Genomic DNA, 14,912 nt, shown 5'->3' with positions numbered 1-14,912 from the left:
CCCGGGGCTCCGCCCCGGACCCCGCTCCTCAAACGCCGGAGGGGCTGAATCTCCCGGGCCGGAAACGCCCGAGCGGCGGCTCCCCCGGAGGGGAACCGCCGCTCAGGCGTGGCTGCGGGCCGGAGGCCTAGGCCTTCGCCTCCGCGAGGAGCTTCTGGATGCGGGAGACGCCCTCGACCAGGTCCTCGTCGCCCAGGGCGTAGGAGAGGCGGAGGTAGCCGGGGGTGCCGAAGGCCTCGCCCGGGACGACGGCGACCTCGGCCTCGTCCAGGATCAGGGCCGCGAGCTCGACGGAGGTCTGCGGGCGCTTGCCGCGGATCTCCTTGCCGAGGACGTCCTTGACCGCCGGGTAGACGTAGAAGGCACCCTCGGGGGTCGGGCAGAAGACGCCGTCGATCTCGTTCAGCATCCGCACCATCGTCTGGCGGCGGCGGTCGAAGGCGGTGCGCATCTCGTGGACGGCGTCCAGGTTGCCGGAGACGGCGGCCAGCGCCGCGACCTGGGCCACGTTGGAGACGTTGGAGGTGGCGTGCGACTGGAGGTTGGTCGCGGCCTTGACCACGTCCTTCGGGCCGATGACCCAGCCCACGCGCCAGCCCGTCATGGCGTACGTCTTGGCGACGCCGTTGACGATGATGCACTTGTCGGCGAGCTCGGGAACGATCGCCGGGAGGGAGACGAACTTCGCGTCGCCGTAGACCAGGTGCTCGTAGATCTCGTCGGTCAGGACCCACAGGCCCTTCTCGACGGCCCAGCGGCCGATCGCCTCGGCGTCGGCCTCGGAGTAGACGGCGCCGGTCGGGTTCGACGGGGAGACGAAGAGGACGACCTTCGTGCGCTCGGTGCGGGCCGCCTCGAGCTGCTCGACGGAGACCCGGTAACCGGTGGTCTCGTCGGCGACGACCTCGACCGGGACACCGCCGGCGAGACGGATCGACTCCGGGTACGTGGTCCAGTACGGCGCCGGGACGATGACCTCGTCACCCGGGTCCAGGATGGCCGCGAACGCCTCGTAGATCGCCTGCTTGCCGCCGTTGGTCACCAGGACCTGGGACGCGTCCACCTCGTAGCCGGAGTCGCGCAGCGTCTTCGCGGCGATGGCGGCCTTCAGCTCGGGCAGACCGCCGGCCGGGGTGTAGCGGTGGTACTTGGGGTTGCGGCAGGCCTCGACCGCGGCGTCGACGATGTAGTCCGGGGTGGGGAAGTCGGGCTCACCCGCTCCGAAACCGATCACCGGACGCCCGGCGGCCTTGAGGGCCTTGGCCTTGGCGTCGACGGCGAGGGTGGCGGACTCGGAGATGGCACCGATACGGGCGGATACGCGGCGCTCGGCGGAAGGCGTTTCAGAGGTCATGCGGCCAATCGTCCCAGACGCGAAACGAGCGCCGCACTCCGTTTCAGTTACCGGACGGCCGCTCTCCGGAGGATGCTGTTCGACGTCAGGGCCCGGACCACGTACACTCAACCGTCGTTGGCCCAAGTCAACCGCTGCAGAGCGTGAGCACACCGTGCACTCGTCTGGATGCGGTAGGTTGGGGCACGCAAAGGGTCGTAGCTCAATTGGTAGAGCACTGGTCTCCAAAACCAGCGGTTGGGGGTTCGAGTCCCTCCGGCCCTGCTCCACACTCCATCTCGGACGTGTGTGCGCAGGTACGTACTTAGATGCAGTGCCGTGCGGCGCAACCGGGCGCGGCCACGGCCACGACCCGGATTCAGGTGAGAGACGTGACGGACGCCCTGGGCTCCATCGACATGCCTGACGCCGAGGATGACACTCGCGAGAAGAAGGCCCGCAAGGGCGGCAAGCGCGGTAAGAAGGGCCCTCTGGGTCGTCTCGCGCTGTTCTACCGCCAGATCGTCGCGGAACTCCGCAAGGTTGTTTGGCCCACTCGCAACCAGCTGACGACGTACACCAGTGTGGTGATTGTCTTCGTCGTCATCATGATCGGTCTGGTGACCGTGATTGACTATGGGTTCCAGGAAGCCATCAAGTTCGTCTTCGGCTGATCCCCGCGGAGGGCGGCGCCTTGATGGGTGCCGCCCGTTTTCGCATGTTCGACCACCTTTTGTATCCAGGAAGAAGCAGCCACCGTGTCTGACCCGAACCTGAACGCGAGCCCCGACTCCGTCGAGTCCGTCGAGGACGCGCTCGACATCGTCGAGGCTGCAGACGCCGTGGACCCCGACGAGGCCGAGCTCGCCGACGCCGAGGCGGGTGTCGCCGCCGAAGAGGCCGCGCTGCACGTCGAGGGTGAGGTCGACGCCGAAGCCGAGGACGACGCGGAGGTCGAAGAGGCCGACGACGAGTCCGACGAAGACGAGTCCGTCGAGGACGACGAAGAGGTCTCCGACGAGGCTGCCGACGAGGCCGAGGACGAGGACGACACGGAGGCCGTCGAGGCCGCCGACGTCGAGCCCGCCGAGCCCGTCGACCCCATCCAGGCCCTGCGCGAAGAACTGCGCCTCCTGCCCGGCGAGTGGTACGTCATCCACACCTACGCCGGCTACGAGAAGCGCGTGAAGGCCAACCTGGAGCAGCGCGCCGTCTCGCTCAACGTCGAGGACTTCATCTACCAGGCCGAGGTGCCCGAGGAAGAGATCGTCCAGATCAAGAACGGCGAGCGCAAGAACGTCCGGCAGAACAAGCTGCCCGGTTACGTTCTCGTCCGCATGGATCTGACGAACGAGTCCTGGGGCGTCGTCCGCAACACCCCCGGCGTCACCGGCTTCGTGGGCAACGCGTACGACCCGTACCCGCTGACCCTGGACGAGATCGTCAAGATGCTCGCCCCGGAGCTGCAGGAGAAGGCCGCCAAGCTGGCGGCGGAAGAGGCCGGTCTGCCGGCGCCCTCCGTCAAGCGCGCCATCGAGGTGCTGGACTTCGAGGTCGGCGACTCGGTCACCGTCACCGACGGCCCGTTCGCGACGCTGCAGGCGACCATCAACGAGATCAACCCGGACTCGAAGAAGGTCAAGGGTCTCGTCGAGATCTTCGGCCGCGAGACCCCGGTCGAGCTCAGCTTCGACCAGATCCAGAAGAACTGATCCACAGCCTTCTGGCACACGCTTCCGGACAGGTCAGATTGCCCCCTTGCGGGCGGTCTGACCTGCTCGGTTTTCAGCCTCGCACCGATACCCGTTATCGTGGTGCGGTATGCCTCCATCCGGATGACCGGATTGGCGGCGAAAACTCTCACTAGGACCCGGAGAGAGCAATGCCTCCCAAGAAGAAGAAGATCACGGGGCTTATCAAGCTCCAGATCAAGGCCGGTGCGGCCAACCCGGCTCCGCCGGTCGGCCCCGCGCTCGGTCAGCACGGCGTCAACATCATGGAGTTCTGCAAGGCCTACAACGCCGCGACCGAGTCGCAGCGTGGCATGGTCGTGCCGGTGGAGATCACGGTCTACGACGACCGCTCCTTCACCTTCATCACCAAGACGCCGCCGGCCGCGCGCCTCATCCTGAAGAGCGCCGGCGTGGAGAAGGGCTCTGGCGAGCCGCACAAGACGAAGGTCGCGAAGCTTACGCGTGACCAGGTTCGCGAGATCGCCACGCTCAAGATGCCTGACCTGAACGCCAACGACATCGACGCGGCCGAGAAGATCATCGCCGGCACCGCGCGTTCGATGGGCATCACGGTCGAAGGCTGATTCAGCCACCCCAGCACCACAGTGGTAGGGCCAAGCGCTGGTCCGCACCACGACTCCACACCTGAAGCCACAACACAGGAGCAGAAGTGAAGCGCAGCAAGACTCTCCGCGCTGCGGACGCCAAGGTCGACCGGGAGAAGCAGTACGCCCCGCTCGAGGCCGTCCGTCTCGCCAAGGAGACCTCCACCACGAAGTTCGACGGCACCGTCGAGGTCGCCTTCCGCCTGGGTGTCGACCCGCGCAAGGCCGACCAGATGGTCCGCGGCACCGTGAACCTCCCGCACGGCACCGGCAAGACCGCCCGGGTCCTGGTCTTCGCGACCGGTGACCGTGCTGCGGCCGCGGAAGCCGCCGGCGCCGACATTGTCGGCGACGACGAGCTCATCAACGAGATCGCCAAGGGCAACCGCCTCAACGAGTTCGACGCCGTTGTCGCCACGCCGGACCTCATGGGCAAGGTCGGCCGCCTCGGCCGCGTGCTCGGTCCCCGTGGCCTGATGCCGAACCCGAAGACCGGCACCGTCACGATGGACGTCGCGAAGGCTGTCACCGAGATCAAGGGTGGCAAGATCGAGTTCCGCGTCGACAAGCACTCGAACCTGCACTTCATCATCGGCAAGGTCTCCTTCTCCGATGAGCAGCTGGTCGAGAACTACGGCGCGGCCCTGGACGAGATCCTTCGTCTGAAGCCGTCCGCCGCGAAGGGCCGCTACATCAAGAAGGCCGCCCTCAGCACCACCATGGGCCCCGGCATCCTGCTGGACCAGAACCGCACCCGGAACCTCCTCGTCGAGGAAGACCCGGCCGCGGTCTGACTGAGCAGGGCCTGACGGCTCGCTGAGTTGCCCGAACGGGCCCTTCTCCCCCTTCACGGGGGGAGAAGGGCCCGTTCTGCGTTTCCCGAAGCGGGTCGCGCGGAAAATGGCGCGGGGACGGGCAGCCCGCCCCGTAGGGTCGGAACACATCAAACGATCACATCAGGGGTGGGGACTCTTGTTCGCGAACCGAAACAACAGCCGTACGAAGACCGCTGGGGCCGCGCTGGCCGCCGTACTGCTCGTGGGTGGGGCCACGGCGTGCGAGAGCGGGCAGAAGGGCGACACGGGGAAGGCAGGGGCCGGCCAGGGCGCCGGCAAGGGCGCGGTGGAGGTGGTCCCGGCCGCCTACCTGGAGAAGGTCAAGGTGAAGTCGGAGGAGCTCACCTCCCTGCGCTACTCGATGGCGGGCACCGCGGAGGGCGAACAGTTCTCCGGTGACGTCTCCATGCGGATCAAGCCGTCCGTGGCGATGTCGATGAAGATGACCACCTCGGGCGAGGGCGGGCAGGCTGCCGAGATCCGCCTCGTCGACGAGGCGATGTTCATCGGCGCCGAGGGCAAGTGGATCAAGTTCGACATGAAGAGCCTGGACCCGTCCATGGCGGAGAAGCTGAACAGCGCCGGCGGCACGGCGAACAAGAGCGGCGAGAACCCCGGTGACCGGGCGGGCGAGCTGCTCAAGGCCAAGGACCTCAAGTTCGTCGGCGAGGAGACCGTCGACGGGGTGAAGACCAAGCACCTCAGCGGCACGGTCTCCCTCGACGAGCTGCGGGCCGCGGCGGCCTCCGAGGCTCCCGAGGCCAAGAAGCGCCGGGAGCAGTCCGTCACGGCCCTGGAGGCGCAGGGCGTCAAGAACCTGACCCTGGACATGTGGATCGACGAGTCGGACCGCCCCAAGCAGGTCCGCACCCGCGGCGAAGCGGCCAAGGGCCCGGTGGACACGACCATCAAGTTCCTGGACTACAACCAGCCGGTCGAGGTGGCCGCGCCGCCCGCCGACCAGGTCATGGACCTCGCCGAGATGATGAAGGGCGCTGGGCAGGAACAGGGCTGACCTGGGATTTCCGGGCCGCGCGGGGCCGTCGGGTGACCGATTTGCTCTGCGCGGCACCGGTCCCGTACTCTTCCGGAGAAGCCAAAGACCGCTGGTCGTTGCCGTGCTCGCAAGGGGGCGGTGGCCGAAGGATCCGCTAACTGCGGACGTCCTGCGCAGGTGTTCAAGGAAAGTTCCCGGAACTCGTTTCCGGTTGAGCTACGCCCTGGCGCCTGCGCCGGGGCGTTTCGCGTTTATGCCCCTTCTGAGCGGTCCTCATCACCCGGAAGGAGGCCGAAGCACTATGCCGACGCCCAACAAGGCTGCCGCGGTAGCCGAGCTCACGGACGCGTTCCAGAGCTCGAACGCCGCCGTGCTGACCGAGTACCGGGGTCTCACCGTTGCGCAGCTCAAGACGCTGCGTCGTTCTCTCGGTGAGAACGCCCAGTACGCCGTGGTGAAGAACACGCTGACCAAGATTGCGGCCAACCAGGCCGGGATCACCGCGCTGGACGAGCACTTCGCTGGTCCGACCGCGGTCGCCTTCATCACCGGTGACCCGGTGGAGTCGGCGAAGAGCCTGCGTGACTTCGCCAAGGAAAACCCCAACCTGATCATCAAGGCGGGTGTCCTTGATGGTAAGGCGCTCTCCGCCGATGACATCAAGAAGCTTGCGGACCTCGAGTCCCGCGAGGTTCTGCTCAGCAAGCTGGCCGGCGCGTTCAAGGGCAAGCAGTCTCAGGCTGCCTCGCTCTTCCAGGCGCTGCCGTCGAAGTTCGTCCGCACTGCGGAAGCGCTTCGCGTCAAGCTCGCCGAGCAGGGCGGTGCCGAGTAATTCGGCTCGCGCATTGATCCGCGCCGCCTAGTGCGCGGGTCGCAGCGGGCCGTTACGCCCGCCTCTCTATACATCCGGCACCTGCCGATTTAGTGGAAGGATCGCCCATCATGGCGAAGCTCACCCAGGACGAACTCCTCGCCCAGTTCGAGGAGCTCACCCTCATCGAGCTCTCCGAGTTCGTGAAGGCGTTCGAGGAGAAGTTCGACGTCACCGCCGCTGCGGCCGTCGCCGTTGCCGCCCCCGCCGCCGGTGGCGCTGCCGCTGAGGCCGCCGAGGAGCAGGACGAGTTCGACGTCATCCTCGACGGCGCCGGTGACAAGAAGATCCAGGTCATCAAGGTCGTGCGCGAGCTCACCTCCCTGGGCCTCAAGGAGGCCAAGGACCTCGTCGACGGCGCTCCGAAGCCGATCCTCGAGAAGGTCGCCAAGGAGGCCGCTGACAAGGCTGCCGAGTCCCTCAAGGCTGCCGGCGCGTCTGTGACCGTCAAGTAACACCTCTGGGGCCTCTCTGAGGCTCCAACCAAGGGCGATCACCCGTAAGGGTGGTCGCCCTTTGGCGTACCCGGAGTGCCTGATTTGCCCCCGTCTCGTTGGGGAGTAGGGTGATCTTCGTTGCTCTGCGGCAGGGTCGCTCGATGATCCGCTCGGAGCAGGGGGCCTTGACGAACGGGACGCGGCGCGCAATTCTCAGATCCGTCGCGAGATCGGCAGACTCGATCCGAGATCCGAGGCATGGATCGGGCCCGCATCGGGCATGGATCGACTACGAAGAGGGCAGTACTGTTACGCGCTCTGTATGCGAGAGCCGAACCGTTGGACGCAGTTGAAACGACATGGGGAAGGCCTGTTGCCGGTTTCCGGAAACCTGGTCTGGACATCAGTGAGCCTAGTGGCTACACTGACCCTTTGCGCTGCCTGTTAGCTGCCCCCTGCCCGTCGCCAGGGGCATGCCCACGCATGAGCACACTTGATTGAACGGCCCTGAGCTGGTCCTTTGACCAGATGGGGGGCGCTTGTCTTCTGTGTCAGCTGGGACCGGTACGCGCGTAGTGAGTCCGAGCCCTCGGAAGGACCCCCTCTTGGCCGCCTCGCGCAACGCCTCGACCAATACGAACAACGGTGCCAGCACCGCCCCGCTGCGCATCTCCTTTGCAAAGATCAAGGAGCCCCTCGAGGTTCCGAACCTCCTGGCGCTGCAGACCGAGAGCTTTGACTGGCTGCTCGGCAACGCCGCCTGGAAGTCTCGCGTCGAGTCGGCGCTTGAGAGCGGACAGGACGTTCCCACCAAGTCCGGTCTGGAAGAGATCTTCGAGGAGATCTCGCCGATCGAGGACTTCTCCGGGTCGATGTCGCTGACGTTCCGCGACCACCGTTTCGAGCCGGCGAAGAACTCGGTCGACGAGTGCAAGGACCGCGACTTCACGTACGCGGCGCCGCTTTTCGTCACTGCCGAGTTCACGAACAACGAGACCGGAGAGATCAAGTCTCAGACGGTCTTCATGGGCGATTTCCCGCTCATGACCAACAAGGGCACCTTCGTCATCAACGGCACCGAGCGTGTCGTCGTGTCGCAGCTCGTCCGTTCCCCCGGTGTCTACTTCGACTCCTCCATCGACAAGACGTCCGACAAGGACATCTTCGCCGCCAAGATCATCCCTTCCCGGGGTGCCTGGCTCGAGATGGAGATCGACAAGCGCGACATGGTCGGTGTTCGCATCGACCGCAAGCGCAAGCAGTCCGTCACCGTCCTCCTGAAGGCTCTCGGCTGGACCACCGAGCAGATCCTCGAGGAGTTCGGCGAGTACGAGTCCATGCGCGCCACCCTGGAGAAGGACCACACCCAGGGCCAGGACGACGCGCTGCTCGACATCTACCGCAAGCTGCGTCCCGGCGAACCGCCGACCCGCGAAGCCGCTCAGACGCTGCTCGAGAACCTCTACTTCAACCCGAAGCGCTACGACCTCGCGAAGGTCGGCCGCTACAAGGTGAACAAGAAGCTCGGCGCCGACGAGCCGCTGGACGCCGGCGTGCTCACCACCGACGACGTCATCGCGACCATCAAGTACCTGGTCAAGCTGCACGCCGGTGAGACCGAGACCGTCGGTGAGTCGGGTCGTTCGATCGTCGTCGAGACCGACGACATCGACCACTTCGGCAACCGTCGTCTGCGCAACGTCGGCGAGCTCATCCAGAACCAGGTCCGTACGGGTCTGGCTCGTATGGAGCGCGTCGTCCGCGAGCGGATGACGACCCAGGACGTCGAGGCGATCACGCCGCAGACCCTGATCAACATCCGGCCGGTCGTCGCCTCCATCAAGGAGTTCTTCGGCACCAGCCAGCTGTCGCAGTTCATGGACCAGAACAACCCGCTGTCGGGTCTCACCCACAAGCGCCGTCTGTCGGCGCTTGGTCCCGGTGGTCTGTCCCGTGAGCGGGCCGGCTTCGAGGTCCGAGACGTTCACCCGTCGCACTACGGCCGCATGTGCCCGATCGAGACCCCTGAAGGCCCGAACATCGGTCTGATCGGCTCGCTCGCGTCCTACGGTCGCGTCAACGCGTTCGGTTTCGTCGAGACCCCGTACCGCAAGGTCATCGACGGTGTCGTCACCGACGAGGTCGACTACCTGACGGCCGACGAGGAAGACCGCTTCGTCATCGCCCAGGCCAACGCCGGCCTGTCCGACGAGATGCGCTTCACGGAGAACCGTGTGCTGGTTCGCCGTCGTGGCGGCGAGATCGACTACATCGCCGGCGACGACGTCGACTACATGGACGTCTCCCCGCGCCAGATGGTGTCCGTCGCCACCGCGATGATCCCCTTCCTGGAGCACGACGACGCCAACCGTGCCCTCATGGGCGCGAACATGATGCGCCAGGCCGTTCCGCTCATCAAGGCGGAGGCGCCGCTCGTCGGCACCGGCATGGAGTACCGCTGTGCGGTCGACGCCGGTGACTCGATCCGTGCGGAGAAGGACGGTGTCGTCCAGGAGGTCTCGGCCGACTACATCACCGTCGCCAACGACGACGGCACGTACACCACGTACCGCGTCGCCAAGTTCTCCCGCTCGAACCAGGGCACCTCGGTCAACCAGAAGGTCATCGTCAACGAGGGTGACCGGATCATCGAGTCCCAGGTCCTCGCCGACGGTCCTGCGACCGAAGAGGGCGAAATGGCCCTCGGCAAGAACCTGCTCGTCGCGTTCATGCCCTGGGAAGGTCACAACTACGAGGACGCGATCATCCTGTCGCAGCGCCTCGTACAGGACGACGTCCTCTCCTCGATTCACATCGAGGAGCACGAGGTCGACGCCCGTGACACCAAGCTGGGCCCCGAGGAGATCACCCGGGACATCCCGAACGTCTCCGAGGAGGTCCTGGCGGACCTCGACGAGCGCGGCATCATCCGCATCGGTGCGGACGTCGTCGCCGGCGACATCCTGGTCGGAAAGGTCACGCCCAAGGGCGAGACCGAGCTGACCCCGGAAGAGCGCCTGCTCCGCGCGATCTTCGGTGAGAAGGCCCGCGAGGTGCGTGACACCTCGCTCAAGGTTCCTCACGGTGAGATCGGCAAGGTCATCGGTGTCCGCGTCTTCGACCGCGAGGAGGGCGACGAGCTTCCCCCGGGCGTGAACCAGCTGGTCCGCGTCTACGTCGCCCAGAAGCGCAAGATCACCGACGGTGACAAGCTCGCCGGCCGCCACGGCAACAAGGGTGTCATCTCCAAGATCCTTCCGATCGAGGACATGCCCTTCCTTGAGGACGGCACGCCGGTCGACATCATCCTGAACCCGCTGGGTGTCCCGTCCCGAATGAACCCGGGACAGGTCCTGGAGATCCACCTCGGCTGGCTCGCCAGCCGCGGCTGGGACGTCTCCGGCCTCGCGGAGGAGTGGGCCGAGCGACTGAAGGTCATCGGCGCCGACCGCGTCGAGCCCGGCACCAACGTCGCCACCCCGGTGTTCGACGGTGCCCGTGAGGACGAGATCTCCGGCCTGTTCGAGCACACGATCCCGAACCGCGACGGCGACCGCCTGGTCCTCCCGTCCGGCAAGGCGCGTCTGTTCGACGGCCGCTCCGGCGAGCCGTTCCCGGAGCCGGTCTCGGTCGGCTACATGTACATCCTGAAGCTCCACCACCTGGTCGACGACAAGCTCCACGCTCGGTCGACCGGTCCGTACTCGATGATCACGCAGCAGCCGCTGGGTGGTAAGGCGCAGTTCGGTGGCCAGCGCTTCGGTGAGATGGAGGTGTGGGCGCTCGAGGCTTATGGCGCCGCTTACGCCCTCCAGGAGCTCCTGACCATCAAGTCCGATGACGTGACCGGCCGCGTGAAGGTCTACGAGGCCATCGTCAAGGGCGAGAACATCCCCGAGCCGGGCATTCCCGAGTCCTTCAAGGTGCTCATCAAGGAAATGCAGTCGCTCTGCCTCAACGTGGAGGTGCTGTCCTCGGACGGCATGTCCATCGAGATGCGCGACACCGACGAGGACGTCTTCCGCGCGGCGGAGGAGCTCGGTATCGACCTGTCCCGGCGTGAGCCGAGCAGCGTCGAAGAGGTCTGACGGGCCTGACGGGGGGCTCGCTCAAGAGCCCCCCGTCATCCCCGGGACCGTTCAGACCATGATTGAGACTCGACCCCGAAAGAGGGATTGACGCACAGTGCTCGACGTCAACTTCTTCGACGAGCTGCGGATCGGCCTTGCCACCGCGGACGACATCCGAACCTGGTCCCACGGCGAGGTCAAGAAGCCGGAGACCATCAACTACCGCACCCTCAAGCCCGAGAAGGACGGACTCTTCTGCGAGAAGATCTTCGGTCCGACCCGGGACTGGGAGTGCTACTGCGGTAAGTACAAGCGTGTCCGCTTCAAGGGCATCATCTGTGAGCGTTGTGGCGTCGAAGTCACGCGCGCCAAGGTGCGTCGCGAGCGGATGGGCCACATCGAGCTTGCCGCTCCCGTCACCCACATCTGGTACTTCAAGGGCGTCCCGTCGCGCCTCGGATACCTGCTGGACCTCGCGCCGAAGGACCTCGAGAAGGTCATCTACTTCGCCGCGTACATGATCACGTTCGTGGACGACGAGCGCCGCACCCGCGACCTCCCGTCCCTGGAGGCGCACGTCTCCGTCGAGCGCCAGCAGATCGAGAACCGACGCGACTCGGACCTCGAAGGCCGTGCCAAGAAGCTCGAGACCGACCTGGCCGAGCTCGAGGCCGAGGGCGCGAAGGCCGACGTACGCCGCAAGGTGCGCGAAGGTGCCGAGCGCGAGATGAAGCAGCTCCGTGACCGCGCCCAGCGCGAGATCGACCGCCTCGACGAGGTGTGGGCCCGCTTCAAGAACCTCAAGGTCCAGGACCTCGAGGGCGACGAGCTGCTCTACCGCGAGCTGCGCGACCGCTTCGGTACGTACTTCGACGGCTGCATGGGCGCCGCGGCGCTCCAGAAGCGTCTGGAGTCCTTCGACCTCGACGAAGAGGCCGAGCGCCTCCGCGAGATCATCCGTACCGGCAAGGGCCAGAAGAAGACCCGTGCGCTCAAGCGCCTCAAGGTCGTCTCCGCGTTCCTGCAGACCAGCAACAAGCCCAAGGGCATGGTTCTGGACTGCGTGCCGGTGATCCCGCCGGACCTGCGTCCGATGGTGCAGCTGGACGGTGGCCGCTTCGCGACCTCCGACCTGAACGACCTGTACCGCCGCGTGATCAACCGCAACAACCGTCTGAAGCGCCTTCTCGACCTCGGTGCCCCCGAGATCATCGTGAACAACGAGAAGCGCATGCTTCAGGAGGCCGTCGACGCCCTCTTCGACAACGGTCGTCGTGGTCGCCCGGTCACCGGTCCCGGCAACCGTCCCCTGAAGTCCCTCAGCGACATGCTGAAGGGCAAGCAGGGTCGATTCCGTCAGAACCTCCTCGGCAAGCGCGTGGACTACTCCGCGCGTTCCGTGATCGTCGTCGGTCCGCAGCTGAAGCTGCACCAGTGTGGTCTGCCCAAGGCCATGGCGCTGGAGCTCTTCAAGCCGTTCGTGATGAAGCGCCTGGTCGACCTGAACCACGCGCAGAACATCAAGTCGGCGAAGCGCATGGTCGAGCGCGGCCGCACGGTCGTCTACGACGTGCTCGAAGAGGTCATCGCCGAGCACCCGGTTCTCCTGAACCGTGCGCCCACGCTGCACCGCCTCGGCATCCAGGCCTTCGAGCCCCAGCTGGTCGAAGGCAAGGCCATCCAGATCCACCCGCTCGTCTGCACCGCGTTCAACGCGGACTTCGACGGTGACCAGATGGCCGTGCACCTGCCGCTTTCGGCAGAGGCGCAGGCCGAGGCCCGCATCCTGATGCTGTCCTCGAACAACATCCTGAAGCCGGCAGACGGTCGTCCCGTCACCATGCCGACCCAGGACATGGTGCTGGGTCTGTTCTTCCTCACCACCGACGGCGAGCTCCGCGACGTCAAGGGCGAGGGCCGTGCGTTCGGCTCGACCGCCGAGGCGACCATGGCGTTCGACAACGGTGAGCTGGCTCTCCAGTCGGCCGTCGACATCCGCTTCCCGGTGGGCACCATCCCGCCGCGCGGCTGGGTGGCCCCGATCGCCGAAGAGGGCGAGCAGGAGTTCCAGCCGGGCGACAGCTTCCGTCTGAAGACGACCCTGGGTCGCGCGCTCTTCAACGAGCTGCTGCCCGAGGACTACCCGTTCGTCGACTACTCGGTGGGCAAGAAGCAGCTCTCCGAGATCGTCAACGACCTGGCGGAGCGCTACCCCAAGGTGATCGTGGCGGCGACGCTCGACAACCTGAAGGCGGCCGGCTTCCACTGGGCGACCCGTTCGGGCGTCACCGTGGCCATCTCCGACGTCGTCGTGCCCGAGGCCAAGAAGGCCATCGTCAAGGGCTACGAGGAGCTGGACGAGAAGGTCCAGAAGCAGTACGAGCGCGGTCTGATCACCAAGGACGAGCGCACGCAGGAGCTCATCGCGATCTGGACCAAGGCGACCAACGAGGTTGCCGAGGCGATGAACGCGAACTTCCCCAAGACGAACCCCATCTTCATGATGGTTGACTCGGGTGCCCGAGGAAACATGATGCAGATGCGACAGATCGCCGGTATGCGTGGTCTGGTGTCGAACGCGAAGAACGAGACCATCCCGCGTCCGATCAAGGCGTCCTTCCGTGAGGGCCTCACCGTTCTGGAGTACTTCATCTCCACGCACGGTGCCCGTAAGGGTCTGGCGGACACCGCCCTGCGTACCGCCGACTCGGGTTACCTCACCCGTCGTCTGGTGGACGTCTCGCAGGACGTCATCATCCGCGAGGAGGACTGCGGCACCGAGCGCGGCCTGAAGCTGAAGATCGCCGTTCGCGGCGAGGACGGCGTGCTGCGCAAGGCCGACGACGTCGAGACCTCGATCTACGCCCGCATGCTGGCCGAGGACGTCGTCATCGACGGCAAGGTCATCGCGCCGGCCAACGTCGACCTCGGTGACGTGCTCATCGACGCCCTGGTCGCCAACGGCGTCGAGGAGGTCAAGACCCGCTCGGTCCTGACCTGTGAGTCCGCGGTCGGCACCTGTGCCTTCTGCTACGGACGCTCGCTCGCCACCGGCAAGCTGGTCGACATCGGTGAGGCGGTCGGCATCATCGCCGCCCAGTCCATCGGTGAGCCCGGTACCCAGCTGACGATGCGTACCTTCCACACCGGTGGTGTGGCCGGTGACGACATCACGCAGGGTCTGCCGCGTGTCGTCGAGCTCTTCGAGGCCCGTACCCCGAAGGGTGTCGCCCCGATCTCCGAGGCCGCCGGCCGCGTGCGGATCGAGGAGACCGAGAAGACGAAGAAGATCGTCATCACGCCCGACGACGGCAGCGAGGAGACGGCCTTCCCGATCTCCAAGCGCGCCAAGGTCATCGTCGGCGAGGGCGACCACGTCGAGGTCGGCCAGAAGCTGACCATGGGTGCCACCAACCCGCACGACGTGCTGCGCATCCTCGGCCAGCGTGCGGTCCAGGTCCACCTGGTCGGCGAAGTCCAGAAGGTCTACAACTCGCAGGGCGTGTCGATCCACGACAAGCACATCGAGATCATCATCCGGCAGATGCTGCGCCGCGTGACGATCATCGAGTCCGGCGACGCGGAGCTCCTGCCGGGCGAGCTGGTCGAGCGGTCGAAGTTCGAGACCGAGAACCGTCGTGTGGTCACCGAGGGCGGTCACCCCGCCTCCGGCCGTCCGCAGCTGATGGGTATCACCAAGGCCTCGCTCGCGACCGAGTCCTGGCTGTCGGCGGCGTCCTTCCAGGAGACGACCAGGGTTCTGACGGACGCGGCGATCAACGCCAAGTCCGACTCCCTGATCGGCCTCAAGGAGAACGTCATCATCGGTAAGCTCATCCCGGCCGGTACGGGCCTCGCCCGCTACCGCAACATCCGGGTCGAGCCGACCGAGGAAGCCAAGGCCGCGATGTACTCGGCCGTCGGCTACGACGACATCGACTACTCGCCCTTCGGCACCGGCTCCGGCCAGGCCGTCCCGCTGGAGGACTACGACTACGGCCCGTACAACGGCTGAGGTCGCTAAGCAGTA

At 66.1% G+C, this 14,912-nt stretch carries 10 protein-coding genes and 1 tRNA gene; 10 read left to right on the top strand and 1 reads right to left on the bottom strand.

Annotation, left to right across the window (positions count from 1 at the left end; all coding sequences use genetic code 11):
- Positions 1 to 127: 127 nt before the first annotated feature.
- Positions 128 to 1,354: a pyridoxal phosphate-dependent aminotransferase gene (locus ACE1OC_RS16930; protein ID WP_266955932.1), complete on the bottom strand. Its 1,227-nt coding sequence runs from the start codon at positions 1,352 to 1,354 to the stop codon at positions 128 to 130.
- A 191-nt stretch (positions 1,355 to 1,545) separates the two neighbouring features.
- Here ACE1OC_RS16930 and ACE1OC_RS16925 point away from each other — a divergent pair.
- The 10 genes from ACE1OC_RS16925 to ACE1OC_RS16880 all read left to right on the top strand — a co-directional run bounded on the left by ACE1OC_RS16925 (position 1,546) and on the right by ACE1OC_RS16880 (position 14,897).
- A tRNA-Trp gene (locus ACE1OC_RS16925) sits at positions 1,546 to 1,618 on the top strand.
- 107 nt (positions 1,619 to 1,725) lie between these two features.
- The gene (gene secE, locus ACE1OC_RS16920; protein ID WP_243333337.1) at positions 1,726 to 2,007 is read left to right on the top strand and encodes a preprotein translocase subunit SecE; all 282 of its coding nucleotides are present in this window, start codon (positions 1,726 to 1,728) and stop codon (positions 2,005 to 2,007) included.
- 84 nt (positions 2,008 to 2,091) lie between these two features.
- A complete protein-coding gene (gene nusG, locus ACE1OC_RS16915) occupies positions 2,092 to 3,045 on the top strand; it encodes a transcription termination/antitermination protein NusG (protein WP_407837699.1) in 954 nt (317 codons plus the stop codon).
- Between the two features lie 170 nt (positions 3,046 to 3,215).
- Positions 3,216 to 3,650, top strand: coding sequence for a 50S ribosomal protein L11 (gene rplK / locus ACE1OC_RS16910; RefSeq protein WP_053682632.1), 435 nt, complete (start codon positions 3,216 to 3,218; stop codon positions 3,648 to 3,650).
- A gap of 86 nt (positions 3,651 to 3,736) precedes the next feature.
- Entirely contained in the window at positions 3,737 to 4,465 is a 729-nt protein-coding gene (gene rplA / locus ACE1OC_RS16905) for a 50S ribosomal protein L1 (RefSeq protein ID WP_266955928.1), read from the top strand.
- 178 nt (positions 4,466 to 4,643) lie between these two features.
- Positions 4,644 to 5,522 carry an LppX_LprAFG lipoprotein gene (locus ACE1OC_RS16900; RefSeq protein ID WP_407837698.1) on the top strand — a complete coding sequence of 293 codons (879 nt, stop codon included), beginning with the start codon at positions 4,644 to 4,646 and terminating at the stop codon, positions 5,520 to 5,522.
- A 283-nt stretch (positions 5,523 to 5,805) separates the two neighbouring features.
- Positions 5,806 to 6,336 carry a 50S ribosomal protein L10 gene (gene rplJ, locus ACE1OC_RS16895; RefSeq protein ID WP_254387398.1) on the top strand — a complete coding sequence of 177 codons (531 nt, stop codon included), beginning with the start codon at positions 5,806 to 5,808 and terminating at the stop codon, positions 6,334 to 6,336.
- A 110-nt stretch (positions 6,337 to 6,446) separates the two neighbouring features.
- Entirely contained in the window at positions 6,447 to 6,830 is a 384-nt protein-coding gene (rplL, locus tag ACE1OC_RS16890) for a 50S ribosomal protein L7/L12 (RefSeq protein ID WP_254387397.1), read from the top strand.
- Between the two features lie 587 nt (positions 6,831 to 7,417).
- Positions 7,418 to 10,900: a DNA-directed RNA polymerase subunit beta gene (gene rpoB / locus ACE1OC_RS16885; RefSeq protein ID WP_266880605.1), complete on the top strand. Its 3,483-nt coding sequence runs from the start codon at positions 7,418 to 7,420 to the stop codon at positions 10,898 to 10,900.
- A 97-nt stretch (positions 10,901 to 10,997) separates the two neighbouring features.
- A complete protein-coding gene (locus ACE1OC_RS16880) occupies positions 10,998 to 14,897 on the top strand; it encodes a DNA-directed RNA polymerase subunit beta' (RefSeq protein ID WP_243333344.1) in 3,900 nt (1,299 codons plus the stop codon).
- Positions 14,898 to 14,912 lie beyond the last annotated feature (15 nt).

Source organism: Streptomyces stoeckheimensis, from assembly GCF_045822005.1.
In the GTDB taxonomy this organism is placed as follows: domain Bacteria; phylum Actinomycetota; class Actinomycetes; order Streptomycetales; family Streptomycetaceae; genus Streptomyces; species Streptomyces stoeckheimensis.
The sequence above is the reverse complement of the archived record's forward strand: the minus strand, read 5'-3'. Positions and strand labels throughout refer to the sequence as shown.